Source organism: Aquabacterium sp. OR-4 (assembly GCF_025290835.2).
In the GTDB taxonomy this organism is placed as follows: domain Bacteria; phylum Pseudomonadota; class Gammaproteobacteria; order Burkholderiales; family Burkholderiaceae_C; genus Pseudaquabacterium.
Genome location: NZ_JAOCQD020000001.1, coordinates 2,153,072 through 2,177,111, shown reverse-complemented (window position 1 = coordinate 2,177,111; position 24,040 = coordinate 2,153,072). Strand labels below are relative to the sequence as shown.

The 24,040-nt window shown below is 71.0% G+C and carries 21 protein-coding genes; 5 read left to right on the top strand and 16 right to left on the bottom strand.

The features are described 5' to 3' along the window. Positions 1-82: 82 nt before the first annotated feature. The 5 genes from N4G63_RS09455 to N4G63_RS09435 all read right to left on the bottom strand — a co-directional run bounded on the left by N4G63_RS09455 (position 83) and on the right by N4G63_RS09435 (position 6,131). Positions 83-3,133, bottom strand: a complete 3,051-nt coding sequence (locus N4G63_RS09455) for a bifunctional diguanylate cyclase/phosphodiesterase (protein WP_314599614.1) — start codon at positions 3,131-3,133, stop codon at positions 83-85. 181 nt (positions 3,134-3,314) lie between these two features. Beyond that, on the bottom strand, positions 3,315-3,641 hold the full coding sequence (locus N4G63_RS09450; RefSeq protein WP_260788056.1) for an H-NS histone family protein: 327 nt from the start codon (positions 3,639-3,641) through the stop codon (positions 3,315-3,317). Between the two features lie 142 nt (positions 3,642-3,783). Continuing rightward, complete coding sequence (locus N4G63_RS09445) at positions 3,784-4,056, bottom strand: oxidative damage protection protein (RefSeq protein ID WP_260788055.1); 273 nt, start codon at positions 4,054-4,056, stop codon at positions 3,784-3,786. Positions 4,057-4,090: 34 nt separating this feature from the next. Further along, complete coding sequence (gene argA / locus N4G63_RS09440) at positions 4,091-5,431, bottom strand: amino-acid N-acetyltransferase (RefSeq protein WP_260788054.1); 1,341 nt, start codon at positions 5,429-5,431, stop codon at positions 4,091-4,093. A gap of 82 nt (positions 5,432-5,513) precedes the next feature. Further along, positions 5,514-6,131, bottom strand: coding sequence for a helix-turn-helix domain-containing protein (locus N4G63_RS09435; protein ID WP_260788053.1), 618 nt, complete (start codon positions 6,129-6,131; stop codon positions 5,514-5,516). A 132-nt stretch (positions 6,132-6,263) separates the two neighbouring features. Here N4G63_RS09435 and kbl point away from each other — a divergent pair, with 132 nt between their 5' ends. Both kbl and N4G63_RS09425 read left to right on the top strand, forming a co-directional pair. Then, positions 6,264-7,484 (top strand): glycine C-acetyltransferase, encoded by a 1,221-nt coding sequence (gene kbl, locus N4G63_RS09430; protein WP_260788052.1) that lies wholly within the window; start codon positions 6,264-6,266, stop codon positions 7,482-7,484. Between the two features lie 40 nt (positions 7,485-7,524). Further along, on the top strand, positions 7,525-8,472 hold the full coding sequence (locus N4G63_RS09425) for an NAD-dependent epimerase/dehydratase family protein (protein WP_314599613.1): 948 nt from the start codon (positions 7,525-7,527) through the stop codon (positions 8,470-8,472). Between the two features lie 366 nt (positions 8,473-8,838). On the opposite strand, the gene N4G63_RS09420 is transcribed toward N4G63_RS09425, so the two are convergent. Together N4G63_RS09420 and N4G63_RS09415 are read right to left on the bottom strand one after the other, a co-directional pair. Then, the gene (locus tag N4G63_RS09420) at positions 8,839-9,660 is read right to left on the bottom strand and encodes an alpha/beta fold hydrolase (protein WP_260788050.1); all 822 of its coding nucleotides are present in this window, start codon (positions 9,658-9,660) and stop codon (positions 8,839-8,841) included. Next, positions 9,657-10,967, bottom strand: coding sequence for an O-acetylhomoserine aminocarboxypropyltransferase (locus N4G63_RS09415; RefSeq protein ID WP_260788049.1), 1,311 nt, complete (start codon positions 10,965-10,967; stop codon positions 9,657-9,659). Before N4G63_RS09415 ends, N4G63_RS09420 begins: the two co-directional genes overlap by 4 nt. A gap of 111 nt (positions 10,968-11,078) precedes the next feature. Between N4G63_RS09415 and N4G63_RS09410 the strand changes: the two genes are divergently transcribed. From N4G63_RS09410 to N4G63_RS09400, 3 genes are all read left to right on the top strand, one after another. Continuing rightward, the gene (locus N4G63_RS09410; protein ID WP_260788048.1) at positions 11,079-11,546 is read left to right on the top strand and encodes a CBS domain-containing protein; all 468 of its coding nucleotides are present in this window, start codon (positions 11,079-11,081) and stop codon (positions 11,544-11,546) included. 190 nt (positions 11,547-11,736) lie between these two features. After that, positions 11,737-12,852, top strand: coding sequence for a chorismate synthase (aroC, locus tag N4G63_RS09405; protein ID WP_260788047.1), 1,116 nt, complete (start codon positions 11,737-11,739; stop codon positions 12,850-12,852). 29 nt (positions 12,853-12,881) lie between these two features. After that, on the top strand, positions 12,882-14,129 hold the full coding sequence (locus tag N4G63_RS09400; protein WP_260788046.1) for an MFS transporter: 1,248 nt from the start codon (positions 12,882-12,884) through the stop codon (positions 14,127-14,129). Positions 14,130-14,145: 16 nt separating this feature from the next. On the opposite strand, the gene N4G63_RS09395 is transcribed toward N4G63_RS09400, so the two are convergent. The 9 genes from N4G63_RS09395 to N4G63_RS09355 all read right to left on the bottom strand — a co-directional run bounded on the left by N4G63_RS09395 (position 14,146) and on the right by N4G63_RS09355 (position 23,711). Then, entirely contained in the window at positions 14,146-15,249 is a 1,104-nt protein-coding gene (locus N4G63_RS09395) for a protein-glutamate methylesterase/protein-glutamine glutaminase (RefSeq protein ID WP_260788045.1), read from the bottom strand. Between the two features lie 5 nt (positions 15,250-15,254). Next, positions 15,255-15,812, bottom strand: coding sequence for a chemotaxis protein CheD (locus N4G63_RS09390; RefSeq protein WP_260788044.1), 558 nt, complete (start codon positions 15,810-15,812; stop codon positions 15,255-15,257). Between the two features lie 7 nt (positions 15,813-15,819). Beyond that, positions 15,820-16,614, bottom strand: a complete 795-nt coding sequence (locus N4G63_RS09385) for a CheR family methyltransferase (RefSeq protein ID WP_260788043.1) — start codon at positions 16,612-16,614, stop codon at positions 15,820-15,822. A gap of 31 nt (positions 16,615-16,645) precedes the next feature. Then, complete coding sequence (locus N4G63_RS09380; RefSeq protein ID WP_260788042.1) at positions 16,646-17,194, bottom strand: chemotaxis protein CheW; 549 nt, start codon at positions 17,192-17,194, stop codon at positions 16,646-16,648. A 33-nt stretch (positions 17,195-17,227) separates the two neighbouring features. Then, positions 17,228-19,405: a methyl-accepting chemotaxis protein gene (locus N4G63_RS09375; RefSeq protein ID WP_314599612.1), complete on the bottom strand. Its 2,178-nt coding sequence runs from the start codon at positions 19,403-19,405 to the stop codon at positions 17,228-17,230. An 81-nt stretch (positions 19,406-19,486) separates the two neighbouring features. Beyond that, positions 19,487-21,745, bottom strand: a complete 2,259-nt coding sequence (locus tag N4G63_RS09370; RefSeq protein WP_314599611.1) for a chemotaxis protein CheA — start codon at positions 21,743-21,745, stop codon at positions 19,487-19,489. Further along, positions 21,742-22,059, bottom strand: a complete 318-nt coding sequence (locus N4G63_RS09365) for an STAS domain-containing protein (RefSeq protein WP_260788039.1) — start codon at positions 22,057-22,059, stop codon at positions 21,742-21,744. The genes N4G63_RS09370 and N4G63_RS09365 overlap by 4 nt, the downstream gene beginning before the upstream one ends. Positions 22,060-22,063: 4 nt before the next feature. Next, on the bottom strand, positions 22,064-22,429 hold the full coding sequence (locus N4G63_RS09360; RefSeq protein ID WP_260788038.1) for a response regulator: 366 nt from the start codon (positions 22,427-22,429) through the stop codon (positions 22,064-22,066). 97 nt (positions 22,430-22,526) lie between these two features. Continuing rightward, positions 22,527-23,711 (bottom strand): methyl-accepting chemotaxis protein, encoded by a 1,185-nt coding sequence (locus N4G63_RS09355; RefSeq protein WP_260788037.1) that lies wholly within the window; start codon positions 23,709-23,711, stop codon positions 22,527-22,529. Between the last annotated feature and the right edge of the window lie 329 nt (positions 23,712-24,040).

The following is a 24,040-nucleotide window of genomic DNA, read 5'->3' as shown; positions in this document are numbered from 1 at the left end:
GCCGAGTCTAGCGAAGCGCACGGCGGGCGCTGCGCGCTGCCGCGCGGGGCCCGGCTGGCCGCCGGCCGCCGCCGGGTGGTGCTCAGTCGCCGGCCGAGGCGCTGGGCGGTGGGCTGGCTGCCGTGGGCGCGGCCTCGCCAGTGGGCTCGTCCGGCAGCGGCGTGGTGGCGCTCAGCGCGAACAGGCCGCGCCATTCGCGCACCCATGGCGCCACTTCGGCGGCCGGCATCGGCGAGGCGATGCCCGAGCCCTGGCCGACGTCGCAGCCCATGTCCAGCAGCATGCGTGCCTGGGCCGGGGTTTCGACGCCTTCGGCGACCACCACGCAGTCGAAGGCGCGGGCCAGCGCGATCACGCCTTCGACGATGGCGCGGTCTTGCGCATCCGACAGCATGTGCTGCACGAACGAGCGGTCGATCTTGAGCACCTGCACCGGCAGGCGCTTGAGGTTGGTGAAGGTGGAGTAGGCGGTGCCGAAGTCGTCGAGCGCCCAGCGCACGCCGAGCGTGGCGCAGCGTGCCAGCAGCGAGGAGGTGAGGCCGATGTCGCCCAGCGCCGCCGACTCGAGCACCTCGAGCTCGAGCTTGGGGCCCAGCGGCTGGGCGTGGCGGGCCAGCAGCTCGGACAGGCGCTGCGCAAAGTCGGGCTCCTGCAGGTGGCGGGCCGAGATGTTGACGCTGACCGACAGGTCCAGGCCCTGGCGCTGCCAGACCTCGACCTGGTCGAGCGCCTGCGCCATCACCCAGTCGCCGACGCGGGCCGACAGGCCGGTGCGTTCGATCAGCGGCAGAAACTGCGCCGGCGGCACCACGCCGTTTTCGGGGTGGTTCCAGCGCAGCAGCGCTTCGGCGCCCAGCACCACGCCGCGGCGCAGGTCGACCTTGGGCTGGTAGTACAGCACCAGCTCGCCGCGGTCGAGCGCCTCCTGCACGCGGCCGATGGCCATGGCGCGCTCTTCGGCGCGGCGGCTGTGCTCGGGATCGAAGAACAGGTAGCCGTTGCGGCCCGACTGCTTGACGCCGTACATGGCGTGGTCGGCATGGCGCAGCAGGGTGTCGGCGTCGCTGGCGTCCAGCGGGTAGATGGTGGCGCCGACGCTGGCGGTCACCGCCTCGGGCAGCGCACCCGAGGCCAGCACCAGCGGCTGCGAGACCACGCGCAGCACGCGTTCGACCGCGGCACGCGCTTCGTCCAGCGTGCTGGCGCGCAGCAGCAGCACGAACTCGTCGCCGCCCAGGCGCGCTGCCGTGTCCGACCAGACCGTGCCGCGTGCCCGCAGCGCGCTGCGCATGCGATTGGCCAGCTCGGCCAGCAGCAGATCGCCGGTTTCGTGGCTGTGGCGCTCGTTGATCGTCTTGAAATGATCAACGTCGAGGTAGCACACCACCAGCAGGTAGCCGTCGCGGTCGGTGGCGGCCATGGCCTCGTCCAGCAGCTGGGTGAGGCGGGCGCGGTTGGGCAGGCGGGTGAGTTCGTCGAAGTGGGCCTGGCGCTCCAGTCGCTCGCGCTGCAGGCGCTGCTCGGTGACGTCGGACACCACCATCACGTGGTAGCGCAGCGCGCCGTCGGGGGCGTGCACCGTGCTGACGGTGACGTGCAGCGCGCAGGCCTCGCCGTTGCGGCGGCGCTCGACCACCTCGCCCACCCAGTGGCCCTGGCCGCGCAGCGCCGACCACAGGCTGGCCTGCTGCGGCCGGTTGAGCACATCGGCGGCGCCGGGGCGCAGCAGGCTGGGCACGGTGCCGATCAGCTCTTCGCGCGCAATGCCGGTGATGCGGTGGTAGGTGGGGTTGGCGTCGAGCACGCGCAGGTCGGCGTCGCAGACCACCAGACCTTCGTGCAGGTGCATGAAGACGTTGGACGACAGGTGCTCGCGCTCCTCGGCGCTGCGCCGTGCGCCGATGTCGGCCAGCGAGGCGATCACGCGCAGCGGCTCGCCGGCGCGGTCGCGCTCGGCCACGATCACGTGCACGTCGAACCAGCACCAGCCGTCGCGCACCCGCACCCGCGCCTCGCGGCGCAGGCCGGCGCCGGCGGGGGTGTCCACCGCGGCCAGCGCGCTTTTCAGGGCGTCGCGGTCTTCGGCATGCACCTGGCTGAGCCAGCGCTCCAGCGTGGCGGTCTGGCCGCCGCTGGGATCGGCCATCAGCGCGCGCCAGCGCGGCGAGCTGAAGTTGGCGCCGGTGCGCAGGTTCCAGTCGGCCACGCCCAGGTCGGAGCCGTCGAGCGCCAGTTGCCAGCGTTCTTCCAGCCGTGCCAGCTCGCCCAGTTGCACATGCGGCAACAGCACCAGCGCCGACAGCGCGGCAATCAGCACCCACAGCAGCAGCTGGCCCTGCGAGGTCGGCATGGCGGCAAACGGGCCCAGGCCGGCGGCGGTGCCGCCCAGCAGCGCCAGCGCCAGCAGCAGCACTGCGGCCGAGGCCGCGCCCAGGCCGGCCCGCATGGCCAGCCAGCACAGCAGCACCGGCGGCAGCAGCAACAGGGCCAGCGCTGCCGGGGCCAGCCCCGGCGGCAGCGCCAGGGCCGAGGCGGCGGCCAGCAGGGCCAGGCCCAGCAGCCCCAGGTTGCCGGCACGTCGGCCGGGCGCCAGCGCGCGCTCGAGGCTGCGGCGGCCCAGGGTGAGCAGGGGCACGCCGGCCACCACCACGCCCATGGCGTCGCCCACCCACCACAGCAGGCTGGCGCGCGGCAGTTCGAGCACGGTGATGCGGCCGGCCAGTGCCAGCCAGGCCGTGCCATTGGCGGCCGAGACCACCGTGCCGCCCAGCACGCCGGCCAAAATCAGCAAGGCCAGATCGCGCCGCTGCTCGAGCCGGGGGTTGAATCCGTTGCGCTGCAGCCAGCGCGCCGCCAGCCAGGGCCCGCCGGTGTTGCCCACGGCCACCAGCGCCGCCAGCCACCAGCTGGCGCCGGCCGACAGCGTGACCAGCCAGGCACCGAGGGCCAGCACCGGCAGGTACAGGCTGCCGCCACGCACCAGCACGGCCAGCGCCAGGCCGGCCGCTGGCCAGAACGCACTGATGAAGGGCGACAGGCCGGCCAGCGCCAGCCCGACCTGGCCTGCAGCCCAGTAGGCCGCCAGCACCACTGCGGCGCGCAGCGCCCAGCCCGACCAGCGCGGGGACGACATGGACGGTTCGGGCGCGGCCGGGATCAAGGCGGGTCTCGGGCGTGTGAGGCAGGGTGGACGGCAACACGGCGCAAGGGCCGTTGCCGCCACGGGCAGGGGGGTGGGGCGCCGTGCCGCAATGGCGCCCTTGCAGTGGGTTGGGCCTCAGATCACCGGTGGCGGTGGCCTGGGCCCGGTGCGATCAGGGCGTGATCGCGAAGTCTTCGAGCTTGGCGCCGGAGGCCAGGGCTGCCTTCAGCCACTTGGGCTGCAGGCCGCGGCCCGACCAGGTCTCGCCGGTGGCGCCGTTGCGGAACTTCGGGGCCACCTTGCCGCCGGCCTTGGGGCCCGGGGCGGCCGCGGCACGCACGGTGGGCGTCTTGCCGGTGAGGTCGGCGGCCGTCAGGCCATGCTCGGCCATCAAGGTCTTGACCTTGGCAATGGCCACCGAACGCTCTTCGCGCTGGGCGTCAGCGATTTTCTTTTCGATTTCAGCGCGTTGGGCGAGCAGATCCTGCAATGACGACATTTTTTCTCCGTTGGATTCGAGTGGAAACCGATACCGCCCGCATGGTACCCGCCGGGCAGGCGGTATGGGATTCTCGCAGATTCAATCGCTGAAAATCAATGTAAAGAGCTTGGTGCAAGTATTCGCGCCCGTTGCGACCCGTTCAGTCGGCGGGCGGCACATAACCGGTGGGTTGATCGACGCCGCCGCCAAAGAAAAACTGCTCCATTTGCCGGGCCAGATATTGGCGGGCGCGCTGGTCGGCCAGATTCAGGCGGTTCTCGTTGACCAGCATGGTCTGGTGGCGCATCCACAGCGCCCAGGCTTCCTTGCAGACGTTGTTGTAGAGGCGCTTGCCCAGCTCGCCGGGGTAGGGCGCGAAGTCGAGGCCCTCGCCTTCCTTCTTCAGGTGGACGCATTGCACGGTACGTGCCATTGAGTTATCTCCTCGTGGGTTATCGGTTGGCCGTTCAGGCCAGTTTCTTGACCAGCACCTGCGAGCGCCGGTCCCAGTTGTACTTGCGCTTGCGTGCCTCGGGCAGCCAATCGGGGTCGACCTGCACGAAGCCGCGCTTGATGAACCAGTGCATGGTGCGCGTGGTGAGCACGAAGATGCTGTCCAAACCCATGCCGCGGGCGCGCTGTTCAACCCGCTTGAGCAGGCGTTCGCCATCGCCCTGGCCCTGCACCGCCGGAGAAACGGTGAGGGCGGCCATTTCTGCCGTGCGTGATTCGGGATAGGGATACAGGGCCGCGCAGCCGAATATCACGCCGTCGTGTTCGATGACCGTGTAGTTGGCCAGATCGCGTTCGATCTCGGTGCGTTCGCGGCGCACCAGGGTGCCGTCGCGCTCGAAGGGCTCGATGACCTGCAGGATGCCGCCCACGTCGTCGGAGGTGGCTTCGCGCAGGCTCTCGAGCTTTTCGTCGACCACCATGGTGCCGATGCCGTCGTGGGTGAACACCTCTTGCAGGATGGCGCCATCCACGGCAAACGGCAGGATGTGCGAGCGCTCGACGCCGGCCTCGCAGGCCGCCACGCAGTGCTGCAGATAGAAGGCCAGATCTGTGGGCTGCTGTGCCCGCGGCAGCGTGGCCAGCAGGCGCTTGGCATCGGCCAGGGCCATCTCGGTGTCGATGGCGCTGTCGGGATCGTCGAGGTTCTCGCGGATGCCCGGCAGCTCGGTCAGGAACAGCAGCTTGTCGGCCTGCAGCGCCACGGCGGTGGCGGTGGCCACGTCTTCCATCGTGAGGTTGAAGGCCTCGCCGGTGGGCGAGAAGCCGAAGGGGCTGAGCAGCACGATGGCACCGATGTCGATGGCACGGCGGATCGACGCGGCATCGACCCGGCGCACCAGCCCCGAGTGCATGAAGTCGACGCCGTCGACGATGCCCACCGGCCGCGCGGTGAGGAAGTTGCCCGACACCAGGCGCACCGCGGCATTGGCCATCGGCGTGTTGGGCAGGCCCTGCGAAAACGCGGCCTCGATCTCGAAGCGCAGCTGGCCGGCCGCTTCTTGCGCGCAATCGAGGGTCAGGGCATCGGTGATGCGCTTGCCGTGCGAGTGGCGCGAGGCATGGCCCTTGAGCGCCAGCTGCTCGTTGACCTGCGGCCGAAAGCCATGCACCAGCACCAGCTTGATGCCCATGGCGTGCATGATCGACAGATCCTGCGCCAGCGATTCGAGCTTGCCGGCGGCGATCAGCTCGCCGGTGGCGGCCACCACGAAGGTCTTGCCGCGATAGGCGTGGATGTAGGGCGCCACCGCGCGAAACCACGGGACGAAGGTGTGCGGAAAAACCAGGCTCATCGGGCAGCATTCATGTTGCGGCGCGATTGTGCCGCAGGGGGTGAAGGCCCGCCGGGCTGTGGCCAGGGGCGCCCGGGCCGGGTCAGTCGCTGTGCATCACCACCAGCAGCGCACGCACCGGCAGCTTGCCGGCGTTGCGCAGCGCATGCGGCGTGTCGGCGGCATAGCGTGCGGTCTCGCCCTCGGTCAGCATGGCCTGGGCTTCGCCGGCCTGCAGCGTGAGCCGCCCGGCCAGCACGCTGACATGCTCTTGCGTGCCGGGCTCGTGCGCGTCGCTCACCAGCCCGGCGCCGGGCTGCAGCGTGAGCTCGTACCACTCGAAGCGGCCGGCCAGCGCCAGCGGGCCCAGGATGCGCAGCTCGCAACCGGGGTCGCGCCCGCGCAGCGTGGGCGTGTCGTGGGCGGCCACGGTGCTGATGGCCGGTGGCGCCGGGCGCGGCGCGGCCTCCAGCAGCTCGGACAGCGGCACGCCCAGCGCATTGGCCAGGCGCCACACCACGGCCACCGTGGGATTGGCCTGCGCGCGCTCGATCTGCGACAGCATGCTTTTCGACACGCCCGCGCGGCGCGACAGCTCGTCCAGCGACAAGGCCTGCTGCTCGCGCAGCGCGGCCAGCGCGGCGCCCACGCGGGGCGGCTCGGCCGGCGTGGCCGGGCCGGTGGGGGCCGGTGCGAGGGTGGCGCGTGGGGGCTTGGCCATGGGCTTGCTCTTGAAAGTTTCGTTCAGTATAGTGCACGAGTCGTTCGATAAAACGATCAATGTTCACCAGGCCGCCGGCCGGCCAACCGCCCTGCCGGCAGCCCCAGCCCCCACCACCAGGAGACCCCTGACGTGACTGCCGAGACCTTTCTTGCCCGCCTGCACCACGAGCTGCAGGCGCTGGATGCCGCCGGCCTGACCAAGACCGAGCGCGTGATCACCGGCCCGCAGGGCGCACAGGTGCGCCTGGCCGATGACCCGCAGGGCCAGCCGCTGATCAACCTGTGCGCCAACAACTACCTCGGCCTGTCGGCTCATCCGCAGGTGATGGCGGCTGCGCAGGCGGCCATCGACAGCCATGGCTTCGGCCTGAGCTCGGTGCGCTTCATCTGCGGCACGCAAGACATCCACAAGCAGCTCGAGCAGCGCATCGCGCGCTTTCTGGGCCTGGACGACGCCATCCTGTATGCGGCGGCCTTCGATGCCAACGGCGGGCTGTTCGAGCCGCTGCTGGGCGAGCAGGACGCCATCGTCAGCGATGCGCTGAACCATGCGTCCATCATCGACGGCATCCGCCTGTGCAAGGCCCAGCGCTACCGCTACCGCCATGACGACATGGCCGACCTGGCGGCGCAGCTGCAGGCCGCCCGCGCCGCCGGTGCCCGCGAGGTGCTGGTGTTCAGTGACGGCGTGTTCTCGATGGACGGCACCATCGCGCGGCTCGACGAGATGCGCACGCTGTGCGATGCGCATGGCGCCATCCTGGCCATCGACGAGTGCCATGCCACCGGCTTCATGGGCGCCACCGGCCGCGGCACGCACGAGCACCGCGGCCTGCTGGTCGACGGCCGCTCGCGGGTGGACCTCATCACCGGCACCTTCGGCAAGGCCCTGGGCGGCGCCAGCGGCGGCTTCACCGCCGGCCCCAGGGCGGTGATCGAGCTGCTGCGCCAGCGCTCGCGGCCGTATCTGTTCTCGAACACGCTGGCGCCAGCCATCGTGGGCGCCAGCCTGGCGGTGCTGGATTTGCTGGAAGCCTCGACCTCGCTGCGCGACACGCTGCACGCCAACACCGCGCACTTTCGCGCGGCCATCGCCGCGGCAGGCTTCGAGATCAAGCCGGGCACGCACCCCATCGTGCCGATCATGGTGTACGACGCGGTCAAGGCCCAGCAGCTGGCGGCGCGTCTGCGCGAGCTGGGCATGTATGTCACCGGCTTTTTCTACCCGGTGGTGCCGCAGGGCCAGGCGCGGGTGCGGGTGCAGGTGAGCGCGGCGCACACGGTGGCGCAACTCGACCGCGCCGTGGCCGCCTTTGCCCAGGCCGGGCGCGAGCTGGGGCTGCTGCCATGAGCCGCGCCGCCCGCAGCCTGCTGAACGGCGAGGTCTGAACATGGCCCGGCTGAAGATTCTCATCATCGGCGCCAATGGCCAGATCGGCACCGAGCTGGCCGAAGCCCTGGCCGCACGCCACGGCCACGACGCGGTGGTGACCAGCGATCTGGCACCCAGCGGTCGGGTGCCCGGCGTGGCCCACGAGGCGCTGGACTGCACCGATGCCGCCGCGCTGGCGGCCGTGGTCAAGCGCCATGGCGTCACGCAGATCTACCACCTGGCGGCGGCCTTGTCGGCCAGCGGCGAGCAGCATCCGCAATGGGCCTGGCACCTCAACATGACCGGCCTGCTCAATGTGCTGGAGCTGGCCCGCACCGCGCGGCTCGAACGCATCTTCTGGCCCAGCAGCATTGCGGCCTTCGGCCCCACCACGCCGGCTCTGGCCGAACAGGCCACGGTGATGGACCCCAGCACCGTGTACGGCATCAGCAAGCTGGCCGGCGAGCGCTGGTGCGCCTGGTACCACGCCAAGCACGGCGTGGACGTGCGCAGCCTGCGTTATCCCGGCATCATCAGCTGGAAGACGCCACCGGGCGGCGGCACCACCGACTGGGCGGTGGACATCTTCCACCAGGCCTTGAAGCAGGGCGCCTACGAAAGCTTTCTGCGCGCCGACACGGCGCTGCCCATGATGTACATGCCCGATGCCATCCGCGCCACGCTGATGTTGATGGACGCACCGGCCGATGCCATCCGCGAGCGGGGCAGCTACAACCTGTCGGCGTTCAGCCTGTCGCCTGCTGATGCGGCTTTGGCTTTGAAGCGGGCGCTGCCTTCTTTCGAGCTGTCTTGTGCGCCGGACTTCCGCCAGGCGATTGCGCAGAGCTGGCCGGCTGCGATTGACGACTCGGCAGCCCGGCGCGATTGGGGCTGGTCGCCTTCGTGGTCTCTGGATGCGATGGTGGGGGACATGCTGGCGAACTTGCGGCCTTTGGTCGTTGGCTGACGCCTTGTTGGGTTGTTGCGTTGTTGCGTTGCCGCTTGTTCGCTGGCGTGCAGATGGCAGAGCAAGGCAAGCCGTGCCCGCACGGTCTCCGCATGCGGTGAACGCCGGGCGCCAGCGCCCGGCGATGGGTGACCTGCCACGCTGTCTCGGGACGAGGACGGCGGGTGACCGCCCGGCCTAAGTGAAGGTGGAGCCGAGGTGCGGGAGCACCTTGGCGGGGGACTGAGCCCGGACACAAACCGTCCTGAGGACGGTTTGTGCCTGGCGAAGGCCAAGGGCCTCTGGCCCTTGGCATGGAGCCAGCCGGTTACCCGGCGGCCTTGGCCACGCGCAGCCGGCAGCGAGCGAGCAGCGAACGCCAAACGCTCAAGCCAAAGCAGACCGCAAAGCCTCCAGCAAACCATCCGGGTCCTCGGCCATCTGCGTGTGGCCCGTCGGCAGCATCACGGTGCGCGCCTTCAGCGCCGCACCGATCTCGCGCGTGACCTTGGGTGAGGTCATCTGGTCGCGCTCACCCAGCACGAAGGTGACCGGGCAGCGCACCAGCGCGGCAGCCTCCAGCCCATGGGCATAGCGGTCGCACACGCTGAAGTCGTGGTGGAACAGGTTCACCGCGCAGCCGGTGGCGTGGGGGCCGTTGAGGATGCGGCGCATCAGCGCCCGGTTGGCGCCGTGCAGCCACATGCCCGGGCCGGGGTACGAGGGCTTGGCGGCCAGCGTGCTGATCGAGAAGCTGTTGACCATGTCGATGGCCTTCAGCGGTGCGCTGGCGGCGGTGTCGAGCAGCGCCTGCGAGACCTTCATCGGGTAGGCCGTGCCCACCATCACCAGCCGGCTGATGCGCTGGGGCGCGCGCGCCGCGCACTCCAGCGCGATCAGCGAGCCCATGCTGTGGCCCACCACCGCCACCGGTGTGCCGGGCGCGGCGCCGGCGGCGTCCAGCAGCGCCAGCACCCAGTCGGCCAGCGACTGCACATCGGGCAGCACCGGCCCGGCACTGCGGCCATGGCCCGGCAGATCGACGGCCAGCGCGTTGTGGCCGTGGTGCGCGCACCAGCGGGCCAGCAGCGTCCAGGCGCTGTGGTCGTGCAGCGCACCGTGGACGAACACCACGCTGGGCCTGGCGGGATCGAAGGGCTTGCCGCCGGTGTAGGCGTAGGCGGCACGGTCGTTGACGGTGAGCTTCATGCGGCCTTCTCCGCCGCCTTCTCGGCCACCTTCAGCGCCTTCTTCAGGTCGTCGATCAGGTCGTCGGCATCTTCCAGGCCGATCGACAGCCGGATCGTGCCCGGGCCGATGCCGGCGCGCGCCAGCGCCGCGTCGTCCATGCGGAAGTGGGTGGTGCTGGCCGGGTGGATCACCAGGCTGCGGCAGTCGCCCACATTGGCCAGGTGCGAGAAGATCTTCAGCGCCTCGATGAAGGCGACGCCCTGCGCGCGGCTGCCCTTCAGGTCGAAGCTGAACACCGCGCCGCAGCCGCGCGGCAACAGTGCTTTCGCCAGCGCTTGGCTGGGGTGCGACGGCAGTTCGGGGTAGCCCACGCGCGCCACCATCGGGTGCCCGGCCAGCATCTGCACCACCTTGCGCGTGTTCTCGATGTGGCGCGCCATGCGCAGCGGCAGGGTTTCGATGCCCTGCAGGATCAGCCAGGCGGTGTGCGGGCTCATGCAGGCACCGAAGTCGCGCAGGCCCTCGCGGCGGGCGCGCAGCAAGAACGCGCCGACCGTGCTCTCCTCGCTGAACACCATGCCGTGAAAGCCGTCGTAGGGCTCGCTCAGCTCGGGAAAGCGCCCCGAGGCCGCCCAGTCGAACTGACCCGAATCCACCAGCACGCCGCCCACCACCGTGCCATGGCCCGACAGGAACTTGGTGGCCGAGTGAAACAGCAGGTCGGCGCCGTGGTCGAAGGGCTTCAGCAGCCAGGGCGGCGTGAAGGTGCTGTCCACCAGCAGCGGCAGGCCGTGTTCATGGGCCAGGGCGCTCACCGCCGGGATGTCCAGCACATCCAGCCCCGGGTTGCCCAGGGTCTCGCCAAACAGCAGCCGGGTCTCGGGGCGGATGGCGGCGCGCCAGGCGTCCAGGTCGCCCGGCGGCACGAAGCTGGTGGCGATGCCAAAGCGGCGCAGCGTGTAATCGAGCAGGTTGTGGCTGCCGCCATACAGGGCGGCCGAGGCCACGATGTGCTGGCCGGCGCCAGCCAGCGTGGCCACGGCCAGGTGCAGCGCGGCCTGGCCGCTGGCGGTGGCGATGGCGCCCACGCCGCCCTCCAGCGCCGCCACCCGCTCCTCGAGCACCGCATTGGTCGGGTTGCTGATGCGGCTGTAGACATGGCCCGAGCGCTCCATGTTGAACAGCGAGGCCGCATGCGCGCTGCTCTCGAACACGAAGCTGGTGCTCAGGTGGATGGGCACGGCCCGCGCACCGGTGGCCGGATCGGGCGTGGCGCCCGCATGCAGGGCCAGGGTGTCGAATCCAGGATCGCTGTAACCGGGCATGGCGGGTGCGGCGCGGCGCGCCGGGCAGGCTGTCGAGGCCCGGCATTGTGTGCTATGTTGCCCTACCCGCCGTCGGGGGAGACGGGCGGAATTCGCCAGGAGAGCCAAGCCATGAAAGTCAGCGACATCCTTCGGGTCAAGGGCAACACGCTGTTCACCGTGTCACCCGACCAGCCGCTGGCCGAGGCCGTCAAGGCCATGGCCGAACATGACATCGGCTCGCTGGTGGTGATGGCCTATGGCGACCTGGTGGGCATGCTCACCTTCCGCGAGGTGATCGCCGCGGTGGTGAAGAACAACGGCTCGGTCGGCTCGCTCACCGTGCGCACCGTGATGGACGACGCCCCGCTGACCTGCACGCCCGAGACCGAGATCGACGAGGTGCGCCGCATGATGCTGGGCCGCCATGCGCGCTACATGCCGGCACTCGACGGCCGCACGCTGATGGGCGTGGTCTCGTTCTACGACGTGGCCAAGGCCGTGGTCGACAGCCAGGATTTCGAGAACCGCATGCTCAAGGCCTACATCCGCGACTGGCCGGTCGAGGAAGACGGCGCGGCGGCCGAGTCCAAGCTCTGAGCCTGGGCTTGCCAGGCCGCCAAGCCTGGCAAGCCTGGCGCAAGACAAGGGGCGATGACCGCTGCGGGGCCTCGAGCCCATGCCCTGCGGCCCGGCCGCGCGCTTCTTGCGAGAATCACGGGTTCGGCGCTCCGGCCAGCGGGGCGCCGAACCCTTTGTCATTGATGTCGGCCCTCGCGCCGCCCGCTCCATGCCCGGCTCCACCTTCGGCGAACTGTTCCGCGTCACCAACTTCGGCGAAAGCCACGGCCCGGCCATCGGCTGCGTGATCGACGGCTGCCCGCCCGGCATGGCGCTGAGCGAGGCCGACATCCAGCCCGAGCTCGACCGCCGCCGCCCCGGCACCAGCCGCCATGTCACCCAGCGCAACGAGGCCGATGCGGTGGAGATCCTGAGCGGCGTGTACGAGGGCCGCACCACCGGCACGCCGATCTGCCTGCTGATCCGCAACACCGACCAGCGCAGCAAGGACTACGGCAACATCCTCGACACCTTCCGCCCCGGCCACGCCGACTACACCTACTGGCGCAAGTACGGCCTGCGCGATCCGCGCGGTGGCGGGCGCAGCTCGGCGCGCCTGACCGCGCCCACCGTGGCCGCCGGTGCGGTGGCCAAGAAGTGGTTGCTGGCGCAGTACGGCACCACCTTCACCGGCTGGATGAGCCAGCTGGGCGATGTGGCGATCCCGTTCGAGGACGAGGCCCAGATCCCGCTGAACGCCTTTTATGCGCCCAACGCCGGCATCGTGCCGGCACTCGAGGCCTACATGGACGCGCTGCGCAAGGACGGCGACAGCTGCGGCGCGCGCATCGAAGTGCGCGCCCGCCAGGTGCCGGTGGGCCTGGGCGAGCCGCTGTACGACAAGCTCGATGCCGACATCGCCTACGCGATGATGGGCCTCAACGCGGTGAAGGGGGTCGAGATCGGCGCCGGCTTCGCCAGCGTGGCCGAGCGTGGCAGCACACACGGCGATGCGCTGACCCCCAGCGGCTTTGCCGCCAACCGCGCCGGCGGCGTGCTGGGCGGCATCAGCACCGGGCAGGAGATCGTGGTCTCGATCGCCATCAAGCCCACCAGCTCGATCCGCACCGCGCGGCCGTCGATCGACCGCGCGCTGCAGGCCACCGAGGTGCAGACCTTCGGCCGCCACGACCCCTGCGTGGGCATCCGCGCCACGCCCATCGCCGAAAGCCTGCTGGCCCTGGTGCTGATGGACCATGCGCTGCGCCACCGCGCCCAGTGCGGCGACGTGCGGCTCGAGGTGCCGCCGATCGAGGGCCCGGGCGCGCCCGGCCCGGTGGTCTGACCGCGCCACCGGCTGCGCAAACCGGCGTGGTGCCCGAGCCCACGCCGGCCGCCACATCCGCCACGCTGCGCCGCTTCGGCCTGCTGTGGTTCACCTACTTTGCCGGCATCGGCCTGTTCAACACCTATGCGCCGCTGTGGTTCAAGGCGCTGGGCCTGTCGACGCTGGCCATCGGCGCCATGTCGGCCATGCAGGCCTGGACCCGGCTGCTTGCACCCTATGGCTGGAGCTGGATGGCCGACCACAGCGGCCAGCGCACCGGCCTGATCCGCTGGGCGGCCGCGGGCGCACTGGCCGCCACGCTGGGGCTGTGGGGCCTGACCGGTGCCAGCGGCCTGTGGCCCGTGCTGCTGCCCGGCACTGCCGCGGTGACGCTGGCCGTGGCGCTGCTGTTCGTGGCCAATGGCGGCGTGGTGCCGCTGGCCGAGGCGGCGCTGTCACAGCTGCTGGTCACCCGCCAGGGCCTGGACACCGCCCGCTACGGCCGCGTGCGGGTGTGGGGCTCGATCGGCTTCATCGTCTCGGTCAGCCTGGCCGGCGTGGCGCTGCAGGCCACCGGCACCGGCCTGTTTCCGCTGGCCGTGGCGCTGCTCAATGCCGCCTTGCTGCTGGCCGCGCTGCAGCTGCCCGCCGGGGCGCCGGCCCAGCGCCACGCCGCGCCGGTGCCGCCGGTGCTGCCGCTGCTGCGCCGGCCGACGGTGGCCTGGTTCTTTGCCTCGATCTTCTTCACCGTGCTGGCCCATGTGAGCCTGTACGCGTTCTTGTCGCTGTACCTGGATTCGCTGGGCTACCGCAAGGACGCGGTGGGCGCGCTGTGGGCGGTGGCGGTGGTCTGCGAGGTGGCCTTCTTTTTCACCCAGGGGCGCTGGAGCAGCCTGCTCACGCCGCATGGCTGGTTCAAGGCGGCGGCCGCGGTCTCGGTGCTGCGCTTTGGCGCGGTGGCGCTGGGTGGCAGCTCGGCGCTGGTGCTGGTGCTGGCCAAGGTGTCGCACGCGGTCACCTTTGCCGGCCACCATGGCGGCTGCATCGCGCTGCTGTCGCGCTACTTTCCTGATCGGCTGCGCGGCCGCGGCCAGGCGCTGTACACCGCGCTGGGCTACGGCCTGTCGGGCCTGGTGGGCGGCCTGGCCGGTGGCTGGCTGATCGAATACGCCGGGTACGCCGCGGTGTTCTGGGCCGCCGCCGCCAGCGCCGCGCTGGGCCTGCTGTGCGCGGTGCTGGCCGAGCGCGCCGATGCGCGCGAATCGGCTGCCGGCCGGGCGGGCGCGCCGGGCTGAGGCCGCCGCCGCCGGCTCAGCGCGTCACCGGCTGCTGGGCCACCTGGCGCACCCAGCCGGCAATGCCGTTGAGCGCCACCACGTCGCGTGCTCCACCCAGGCGGATGGCCTCGGCGGGCATGCCGAAGACCACGCAGCTGGCCTCGTCCTGCGCAGCGGTGACGGCGCCGGCCTCGCGCATCTCGCGCAGGCCGCGGGCGCCGTCGTCGCCCATGCCGGTCATCACCACGCCTATGGCGTTGCGCCCGGCGCACTGCGCCACCGAGCGGAAGAGCACGTCCACCGAAGGCCGGTGGTGGTTGATCAGCGGGCCGTCGCGCACCTCCACCACGTACTGCGCGCCGCTGCGCTTGAGCTGCATGTGCTTGCCGCCCGGGGCGATCAATACGCGGCCGTTGATGACGCGGTCGCCGTCCTTGGCCTCCAGCACCTCCAGCTCGAGCAGGCTGTTCAGCCGCGTTGCGAACGAGGCGGTGAAGCCGCTGGGCATGTGCTGCACGATGACCATGCCGGGGCAGGTGCGGTCGAGCTGGCGCAGCACCACCTCGATCGACTGCACGCCGCCGGTGGAGATGCCGATGGCCACCACGCGGTCGGTGGTCTCGGCCATGGCGCCATGCACCGCGGCTGCCGGCGCGCGCGCCGCGGCTGGCGTGCCGGGCGTGGCGGCCGAGCCGGCGGCGGGGGCCGCGGCCCCGGCCGGGCTGCGCGGCAGTGCGCGCAGGTTGGCGCGGGCCGCGGCGCGCACCGCATCCACCAGGCCGTTGCTGCGGTCGGACAGAAACTCGCGCAGGCCCAGCTTGGGCTTGGTGACGAAGCCCACCGCGCCGGCCGCCAGCGCCTGCATGGTGGTCTCGCAGCCGCGCTCGGTGAGCGTGGAGCACATCACCACCGGCGTGGGCCGCTCGGCCATGATCTTGCGCAGGAAGGTGATGCCGTCCATGCGCGGCATCTCCACATCCAGCACCACCACATCGGGCCATTTGGCGGCCAGCTTGGGCCAGGCGAAGACCGGGTCGGCCGCACTGCCCAGCACCTCGATGCCGCCGGCCTGCAGGGTCTCGGTGAGGTGCTTGCGCACCACGGCCGAATCGTCGATGACAAATGCGGTGACGGACATTGCCTTCACTCCTTGGCCGCGCGCTGGCCGCCGCGGCGTACCTGAACCTGGCCGCTGCGCAGGCACAGCGTGACTGCGCGCGGAATGTTGTCGCCCACGTCCACCTCGTGCAGGGTGAAGCCGTGCTGCTCGATCAGGGCCCAGCCGGCCTCGATGTTGCGCTCGCCGACGTTGAACTTGGCGCCCGCGGTGTCGGGCATGGTGTCGGCGCCGCCGTAGAGGTGGGCCTCGAACTCCTGCGGCGCGATGCCGTGGCGCTGCAGGGCATGCGCCATCAACGTCACCGCCTCGTCGCCGAAACGGCCCTCCAGCGCCATGCCCGGCGTGCGCCGCCGCGAGGGCAGCAGGTAGTGGCACATGGCGCCCAGGCGCTGGCGCGGATGCCACAGCACGATGGACACGCACGAGCCCAGCAGCGTGCGCAGCTGCGCCGCATGCCGGCCCACGTGCCACTGGCCGGGCAGCAGGGTCAGGTGCTCGCCCGGGCGGCCCGCCACCATGGCGGTGGTGCCGTCCGGTTCGCGGTGCAGGCTGGGCCGCGCGGGGCGGTGCAAGGGGCTCACCTGCAGCTCAGGCCAGGGCATACACCGCCGGTCGCAGGCTGCGCAGCCCCAGGGCCGGCGCGTTCAGTGACTCGGCGTGCCCGGTGTAGAGCATGCCGTCGGGCTTGAGCTTGGCCGCCACGCGCCGCACGATGGCCTCCTTGGTGGGCGGATCGAAGTAGATCAGCACGTTGCGCAGGAAGATCTGGTCGAACAGGCCGATGTCGGGCAGTGCCTCCATCAGGTTGGCGCAGCCGAAGGCCACGCGGTCGCGCAGCTCGCGCGCCACCAGCAGCTGGCCCTCGTGCTCGCCCTGGCCCTTGCGGCAAAAGCGCTTGAGGTAGACCGGCGGCATGTTGCGTGCGCGGTCCATCGGGTAGAGGCCACGGCAGGCGGTGTCGACCACCGCGGTGGACAGATCGGTGCCCACGATCTCCCAGCCGTCGATGCCGATCTTGTCGGCCAGCAGCATGGCGATGCTGTAGGCCTCCTCGCCCGAGGAGCTGGCCGCGCTCCACACCCGGAACACGCCCGCGCCCTTGGGCCGCGCCGCCAGGCGCTGGCTCAGGTGCTCGAAGTGCTCGGGCTCGCGGAAGAAGTAGGTCTCGTTGGTGGTGAGCTTGTCGACCACGCGCACCAGCTCGGCGGGGTCGTTCTCGCTGACCAGCAGCTCGACATAGCGGTCGAGGTCGCTCAGGCCGCGGGTCATGGCCAGCTTCTGCAGCCGGCCGGCCACCAGCGCGCGCTTGCCGTCGGTCAGGCGGATGCCGGAGACGCGGTGGAACAGCCCGCTCACCAGCTCGAAGGAACGGTTGGAGATCATCGCGTGCTTCCTGGTTGCGTCGGCCCGGCGCTCAGTGCAGGCCCTGGTGCGCGTCGATCAGCGCGGCCAGCGCGCCGGCTTCGAGCACCGCGTCGAGGTTGAGCTCGGCGGTGGTCTGGCCGCGCAGCCGGGCCATGCTGCGGATGAAGGCCGGATCGATGCGCGTGCCCAGGCGCGGCACCGATTCCAGCGCGTCGGGCAGGGCATCGAAGACCTCGTAGACCGCGTCCACCAGCATGCCCAGGCGCATCGCCGGCACCTCGGCATTGCCGCTGGTCTCGACGATCACCACGCAGCTGCGGCGGCCCACGGTGGACGGGTCCAGGCCCAGGCGGGCGCCCAGGTCGATGACCGGCACCACCGCGCCGCGCAGGTTCATCACGCCGCGCACGAAGCTCGGCATCAGGGGCAGGGGCGTGGTGCGCGCCACCTCCAGGATCTCGCGCACCGCGTCGATGCGCACCGCAAAACGTTCTTCACCCACCGCAAAGCGCAGCATCTGCACGGCGGGTGCGCCACTGCTGGCCGCGGCCGCGGCCGCAGCCGCGCTGGCGGTGGGGGTGTGGGTTGTTGCCTGCATGGCTTGGGCGTCCTGATGGCCGGGTGGGCAGGTTCAGAAGCGGCCGAAGGCGGCCTCGTCCACCGCTGCATGGCCGCTGGCACGCGACCAGCGCATGCCACCCTGGCCGCTGCTGCTGCGCGCGCTGGACTGCTCGGCCATGCGCGGTGCGGCCTGACGCACGCTCTCGCTGCGGCCGGCCGCGCGCGGCGCGTGGCCACCGCCGGCGTCGCCCTGCAGCTTGAAGAAGGCCATCATCTCCTGCAGCTGGGCGGCCTGGCCCGACAGCTCCTCGGCCGTGGCCGACAGCTCCTCGCTGGCCGAGGCGTTTTGCTGCGTGGCGCTGTTGAGGTGGCCCATGGCGTTGGTGATCTGGCCGATGCTGCCGCTTTGCTCGCCGCTGGCGGCCGAGATCTCCTGCACCAGCTCGCTGGTCTTGCCGATGGTGGGCACCATGCGGGTCAGCACGTCGCCGGCCTGCTCGGCCAGGCGCACCGAGCTGCCGGCCAGCTGGCCGATCTCCTGCGCCGCCACCTGGCTGCGCTCGGCCAGCTTGCGCACCTCGGCGGCCACCACGGCAAAGCCCTTGCCGTGCTCGCCGGCTCGCGCTGCCTCGATGGCCGCGTTGAGCGCCAGCAGGTTGGTCTGGTAGGCGATGTCGTCGATGATCGAGACCTTGGTGGCAATGCTCTTCATCGCCTCCACGGTGCGCGCCACGGCCTCGCCGCCTTCACCGGCCTCGCGGGCGGCCTTGGTGGCCATGCCGTCGGTGACGTTGGCGTTGTCGGCGTTCTGCTTGACCGAGCTGGCCATCTCCTGCAGCGAGGCGGTGGTCTCCTCCACGCTGGCGGCCTGCTCTGAGGCGCCCTGGCTGAGCGACTGCGAGGTGCTCGACACCTGGCCGGCGGCCGAGGTCAGGGCCAGTGCCGCGGCATTGACATCGGCCAGCGTGGACGACAGCCGGGCCAGCGTGGCGTTGAGCACCGCCTTGAGGTCGGCAAAGGCGCCCTGGTACTCGTTGGTCATGCCCAGCGAGATGTCGCCGCCTTCCATGCGCTGCAGCACGGCCTGCAGGTCCTGCACCGGGGCCACGATGGCGTCCAGCGTGCCATTGATGCCTTCGATGATGCGGCGGAAGCCACCGCCGTGGCGCGACGCGTCGGCGCGCGTGTCGAGCTTGCCGGCCACCGCCGCCTGCGACAGCATGGTGGTGTCGTCGATCAGCGCACGCAGGTTGCTGCGCACCTGCTCGATGGTGTTGTTGATGAACACCTTCTTGCCCGGCAGCTTCTCGAGCGGGGCATCGAAGTTGCCGCGGCCGAACTCGGCGATCACGCCCATGGCCAGCTTCTTCACGCCGATGTGGGCGGCCACCATGTCGTTGATGCCCTGGGCCATGGTGCTGAAGTCACCCTGGAAGCGCTGGGCGTTGACCACCACGTCGATCTCGCCACGGTCGTGCTCGACGGCCATGTGGTTCATCTCGGCGATCAGGCCCTTGAGGTTGCCGCGCACCGTCTCGATGGTGTCGTTGATGAAGGCCTTCTTGCCCGGCAGCTTTTCGAGCGGGGCGTCGAAGTTGCCGCGGCCGAACTCGGCGATCACGCCCATGGCCAGCTTCTTCACCGCGATGTGCGCAGCCACCATGTCGTTGACGCCGCAGGCCATGGTGCGGAAGTCGCCGTCGAAGCGCTGCGGGTCGATCACCACGTCGATGTCGCCACGCGCATGCTCGGCGCTCATGTGGGTCATCTCGGTGATCAGGCCCTTGAGGTTGCCACGCACCGTCTCGATGACGTCGTTGATGAAGGCCTTCTTGCCCGGCAGCTGGGGCATCGGCGCGTCGAAGTTGCCGCGGCCGAACTCGGCCACCACGCCCATGGCCAGCTTCTTGACGGCGATGTGCGCGGCCACCAGGTCGTTGATGCCCTGGGCGATGGCGCGGAAGTCGCCGTTGTAGCGCGGGGCATCGATCACCACGTCGATGTCGCCGCGGGCGTGCTCGTCGGTCATGCGGCCCATGTCGCGCTGCATGCCCTGCAGCGTGTCGAGCAGGCGGTTGAACTCGCGTGCACTGCCGGCCAGGGCCGGCGGCACGGCCGAGGCCTGGATGCGCACGTCAAGGCGGCCGGCGGCGGCCTCGGCCATGACACGCTCGAACGAATGCTCGATGCGTTGCTGTTCGGCCTGCGCGTCTTGCATGGCCTGGCGTTGGGTCTTGATCTGGAACATGGGAGGCTCCTGTCCGGTGCGCGATGCGCCGGGTGGTCGAGAGGGAAGACGGTCGGGGAGGGGAGGGGGCGCGAGAGCGGATCAGCCCGCCTGTCGGCTGGGCAGGCGGCGCATGCCGTGGCTCGGCCGCTCGGTGGCCAGGTTCAACAACGCAGGAACATCGAGGATCAGCGCAACTTCGCCGCTGCCCAGGATCGTGGTGCCCGCCAGGCCGCGGATGTTCTGAAACACCTGGCCCAGCGGTTTGATGACGGTCTGGTGCTCGCCGTGCAGGCGGTCGACCACCAGACCCACACGGGTGATGCCGTCATGCACCACCACGAGACTGCGCCGGCCGCCGGCGGGCGGCGTGTGGCGGTAGAAGCGGCCCAGGTCGACGAAGGGCAGCACCTCGCCGCGCAGGTCGAAGTGGCCGGCCACGCGGCCACCGGCGTCGTCGTCGGGTTCGCCCAGCTGGCGGCACTCGGTCGGCACCTCGATGCACTCGGCCACCAGCTCCAGCGGCATCACGTAGCTGACTCCGCCCACGCTGGTGAGAAAGCCGTCGATGATGGCCAGCGTGAGCGGCAGGCGGATCTGCATCGTGGTGCCGGCACCCTCGACGCTGCTGATGCGGATCTGCCCGCGCAGTGCCTCGATGTTGCGCTTGACCACGTCCATGCCGACGCCGCGGCCCGACAGGTTGGTCACCGCGGCGGCGGTGGAGAAGCCGGGCGCGAAGATCAGCTGGCAGATGGCGTCGTCGTCGAGCACCGCCTCGGGGGCCACCAGGCCGCGCTCCTGTGCCTTGGCCAGGATGCGCGCGCGGTTCAGGCCGCGGCCATCGTCGCGCACCTCGATGACGATCGAGCCCGATTCGTGGTTGGCATGCAGCACCAGGTGGCCCTGCGCCGGCTTGCCGGCGGCCAGGCGCTCCTCGGCGGTCTCGATGCCGTGGTCCATGCTGTTGCGCACCAGGTGCATCAGCGGGTCGGCGATGGTCTCGACCATGCTCTTGTCGAGCTCGGTCTCGCCGCCGGTGATCTGCAGCTCGACCTCCTTGCCCAGCTGCTTGCAGACATCGCGCACCACGCGGTTGAAGCGCGAGAAGGTTTCGCCGATGGGCACCATGCGCAGGCCCAGCGCGCCGTCACGCGCCTCCTGCACCAGGTCGTGGATGCGCAGCGCGGCTTCGGCAAAGTGCGGGCTCTGCTCGGTCTCGGCCACCAGCTGGGCGCCCGAGCTGGCGATCACCAGCTCGCCGATCAGGTCGATCAGGCGATCGAGCTTGTCGGCCCGCACGCGGATGAAGCGTGCCTCCTCGCCAGCGCCGACACGGCGGTCCTTGGTGGCCCCGCGGCGCTCGGCCTCGGCGTCGCGGCGGTCGGCCGCGGCGGGGTCGGCCGGCTCGGCGCGGCGCTCGATCTGCGGCGATGGCGCGGCCACCGCTGCAGCGCTGGCGCCGCCGGCGCCGGCCGCCGGTGCCGCGGTGCGCAGCGGCAGCGTCAGGCCCATGCCGGCCCACAGCGCCAGCAGGTCGGTGTGGGCATCGGGCGTGGGGGCGCGGCGCTCGAGCAGGGCGGCGTAGTCGGCCGGGCTGGCGTCGGGCGCCAGCAGGGCGATGTCGCAGTCGTCGGCGCAGAACGCGAACACGTCCTCGATGGCGCTGCGCGTGGCGCCGCTGTCGAGCCGGATCTCCACGCCCACATGGCAGGACTCGGGGTCGAGCTGGGCCAGCGGCGGAATGGCGTCGGCCAGCAGCTGGATGGCCTGCACGTGGCCCACCGTGTCGAGGTAGCGGATGAAGGACAGCGGGTCGAGGCCGTTGCGCAGCGCATCGCCGCCAAAGCGCAGCGACAGGTGCCAGACGCCCTCGGCGCCAATGGCCGCCTCGGCCTCGGCCGCGGCGGCCGGGCCGGCGGCGGCTGCCGCGGCGGCGGGCGCATCGGCGCCCTCGCGCAGCGCCCGCAGCTCGGCGCCCAGCGACTGGCTGGTGGCGGCCAGCGCCGGGTCTTGCGTGCCCGAGCGCACCTCGTCGAGCAGGCGCTCCATCTGGTCGCGGCTTTGCAGCAGCAGCGCGGTGACCCGCTCGTTGACCGCCAGCTCGCCCGAGCGCAGCGATTCGAGCAGCGTCTCGGCCTCGTGGGTGAAGGCCACCACCGCATCAAAGCCGAACAGGCCGGCGCTGCCCTTGATGGTGTGGGCGGCGCGGAAGGCGGCGTTCAGGTTCTCGCTGTCGGTGGGGTTGACCTCCATCACCAGCAGCGCGGTCTCGAACTGCGTCAGCATTTCCTGCGCTTCGTCGAGAAAACCCACCCGGGCCGCGGCGATGATCTCGTCGTCGTCGTTGCTGTGGCTCATGCGTCGCTCGCTCGGTCGGTGGGTGTGGAGGCGGCTGCCGCGCTGCCATCGGCCAGCGCCTGCAGACCGTACACGCGCAGCGCGTCGCGCACCGGGGCGCTGCAGGCGCCCAGGATGAGCGGCATGCCGCGTTCGGCCAGGCTGTGGCGGGTGGCCAGCAGCAGTTGCAGGCCGGCGCTGTCGAAGGACTCCAGCGCCGACAGGTCGAGCGCCAGGCCATCGGGGGCGGTGTCGAGTACCGCCTGCAGCTGGTCGCGCACGGCCGCGGCCTGCGCAATGGTGAGCTCGCCGCTCAGGCTGAGGGTGGCCGGCATGGCATCACACGCACAGGCGGTTGACGGCGTCCACCAGCTGCGAGGGCTGGAAGGGCTTGGTGATCCAGGCGCGCGCACCGGCCGCGCGGCCTTCGGCCTTCTTGGCCTCCTGGCTCTCGGTGGTGAGCATGATCACCGGCGTGAACTTGTGCGCCACGCTGGCCCGCACATGGCGCAGGAAGGACAGGCCGTCCATGTTGGGCATGTTCACGTCGCACACGATCAGGTTGATCTTGGCGCCGCCGAGCTTGCCGCAGGCGTCCTGGCCGTCGCAGGCCTCCACCACGGCGTAGCCCGCCTTCTGCAGCGCCAGCTTGACCACGGTGCGGAAGCTTCCGGAGTCGTCCACCACCATCACGGTCTTGCTCATGTCAGGGCTCCTTGGGTACAGGGATTTGTTGACTGGTTGATTGAGAGGGGTTGCGCACGCGGTGCGCGTGGCGGGGCATGGGCGTGGGGCTGCGGCATCAGAAGAACTCCACGCTGCTGTTCTGGTCGACCGCGGTGGTGCCGTGGTGGCTGCTGCGCATGTCTTCCATGGTGTAGCTCTCTTCCAGGCGGGCCAGCCAGTCGGGCGGCGAGGCCACCAGCGGGTCGCGCGCGCCTTGCAGGTGGGCGCTGGCCCGCGCCATGTCGTCGGTGACCGACTCGATCATCTGGCTCTGGCGGTCCTGCGACTGCATGCCCACCAGCACGCGCTCGAGCTCGCCCTGCAGCTGCCGGCCCACGCCCTGCAGGTTGCGCGTGGCGCGGGTGGCGTCGCCCAGGCTGTCGAGCAGCGCGGTGACCAGGCTGCGCGCGCCCTGCTCGATGCACAGGCGCAGCTCCTCGTCGTCGGCCTCGACGCGGCGGGCATCCAGCTGCATCGCGGTCAGGCGCTCCTGCAGCACGGTGACGTGGCGCGACAACCGGCTGCCGGCCTCGCGCGAGTTGCCGGCCAGCGTGCGCACCTCCTGCGCCACGGCCATGAAGCCGCCGCTGCTGGTGCCGGCGCGCGTGGCCTCGACCGAGGTGTTCAGCGCCAGCAGGTGCGTCGCGCGGCCGATGTTCTGCACATCGCGGGTCAGCATGGCCATCTCGGACAGTTCGCGCGAGAACTCGTTGAGCACGCCCTGCATCGCGGTCTTGGCCGCCATGGCCTTGCGCGCCACACTCAGCAGCTCGTCGAGCTGCGGGCGGTGCGTCTCCATCAGCTCGGCATGGGCGCCGAGCTCCAGCGTCGGCGCGTTGTCCGAGATCGACAGCGCCTCGTCGAGCTGGCCGGACACGCCGGCAAAGCTCTCCAGCATCTGCGTCATGCTGCGCTCGGAGTGGCTGCGCGCCGCCTCCAGGTTGCGCCGCCAGACCGGCAGGATCTGGGTGGCCAGGCGTGCGAATTCGCTGTCGTCCACGCCGCGGTGGCGGGCGGCCTCGGCGGCGGCCACCGGCCCGGCGCGCAGCGTGGCGCTGTGGGCCCGCCACAGCGCCCAGCCGGCCAGCAGCCACGAGGGCCCCGCGGCCCACCAGCCCACCGCGTGCAGCAGCAGCGCTGGCATCGCGGTGGCACAGGCCATGATCAAGGGCATGCGCAGGCTGCGCCAGCGTTCGGTCGCCGTGGGCGTGGCCACGGTGTCGGCAAAGGCTGTTTTGACGTACTGCTCGCTCGAGGACATCGGGCGTGGCTCCGGAACATTGCAGAAGCACCGGACAGGTGCAAGGCGGAGCGACAGCACGGGATACAGCCTGATTCCCGAGGTCACGGCCCGTTATCGACCGGCGTCCGGCGAAGTTGAGCGAGGCGTGTGGCGGCTGGGCCCGGCGGCCTGCGGCACCCCATTGAGCGCCGGTTCAAGTTGTCGCGGCGCCGGCCGAAATCTCCGCAGAGCTCCCCCACCCCCCGCCTGGTCGGGTGTGCCCGTTTGCTGTTGTCGGGCCGTGGCGATCACTGATCTCTTCTACGGAAACAACAGCCGATGTCTGTACGACCGCTCCCCTCATGGTC

Bases quoted from the DNA above. Each gene is read 5' to 3' on its own strand.
- N4G63_RS09455 (WP_314599614.1), bottom strand. From the start codon at position 3,133: ATGTCGTCCCCGCGCTGGTCGGGCTGGGCGCTGCGCGCCGCAGTGGTG.
- N4G63_RS09450 (WP_260788056.1), bottom strand. From the start codon at position 3,641: ATGTCGTCATTGCAGGATCTGCTCGCCCAACGCGCTGAAATCGAAAAG.
- N4G63_RS09445 (WP_260788055.1), bottom strand. From the start codon at position 4,056: ATGGCACGTACCGTGCAATGCGTCCACCTGAAGAAGGAAGGCGAGGGC.
- argA (WP_260788054.1), bottom strand. From the start codon at position 5,431: ATGAGCCTGGTTTTTCCGCACACCTTCGTCCCGTGGTTTCGCGCGGTG.
- N4G63_RS09435 (WP_260788053.1), bottom strand. From the start codon at position 6,131: ATGGCCAAGCCCCCACGCGCCACCCTCGCACCGGCCCCCACCGGCCCG.
- N4G63_RS09425 (WP_314599613.1), top strand. From the start codon at position 7,525: ATGGCCCGGCTGAAGATTCTCATCATCGGCGCCAATGGCCAGATCGGC.
- N4G63_RS09420 (WP_260788050.1), bottom strand. From the start codon at position 9,660: ATGAAGCTCACCGTCAACGACCGTGCCGCCTACGCCTACACCGGCGGC.
- N4G63_RS09415 (WP_260788049.1), bottom strand. From the start codon at position 10,967: ATGCCCGGTTACAGCGATCCTGGATTCGACACCCTGGCCCTGCATGCG.
- N4G63_RS09410 (WP_260788048.1), top strand. From the start codon at position 11,079: ATGAAAGTCAGCGACATCCTTCGGGTCAAGGGCAACACGCTGTTCACC.
- aroC (WP_260788047.1), top strand. From the start codon at position 11,737: ATGCCCGGCTCCACCTTCGGCGAACTGTTCCGCGTCACCAACTTCGGC.
- N4G63_RS09395 (WP_260788045.1), bottom strand. From the start codon at position 15,249: ATGTCCGTCACCGCATTTGTCATCGACGATTCGGCCGTGGTGCGCAAG.
- N4G63_RS09385 (WP_260788043.1), bottom strand. From the start codon at position 16,614: ATGATCTCCAACCGTTCCTTCGAGCTGGTGAGCGGGCTGTTCCACCGC.
- N4G63_RS09380 (WP_260788042.1), bottom strand. From the start codon at position 17,194: ATGCAGGCAACAACCCACACCCCCACCGCCAGCGCGGCTGCGGCCGCG.
- N4G63_RS09375 (WP_314599612.1), bottom strand. From the start codon at position 19,405: ATGTTCCAGATCAAGACCCAACGCCAGGCCATGCAAGACGCGCAGGCC.
- N4G63_RS09370 (WP_314599611.1), bottom strand. From the start codon at position 21,745: ATGAGCCACAGCAACGACGACGACGAGATCATCGCCGCGGCCCGGGTG.
- N4G63_RS09365 (WP_260788039.1), bottom strand. From the start codon at position 22,059: ATGCCGGCCACCCTCAGCCTGAGCGGCGAGCTCACCATTGCGCAGGCC.
- N4G63_RS09360 (WP_260788038.1), bottom strand. From the start codon at position 22,429: ATGAGCAAGACCGTGATGGTGGTGGACGACTCCGGAAGCTTCCGCACC.
- N4G63_RS09355 (WP_260788037.1), bottom strand. From the start codon at position 23,711: ATGTCCTCGAGCGAGCAGTACGTCAAAACAGCCTTTGCCGACACCGTG.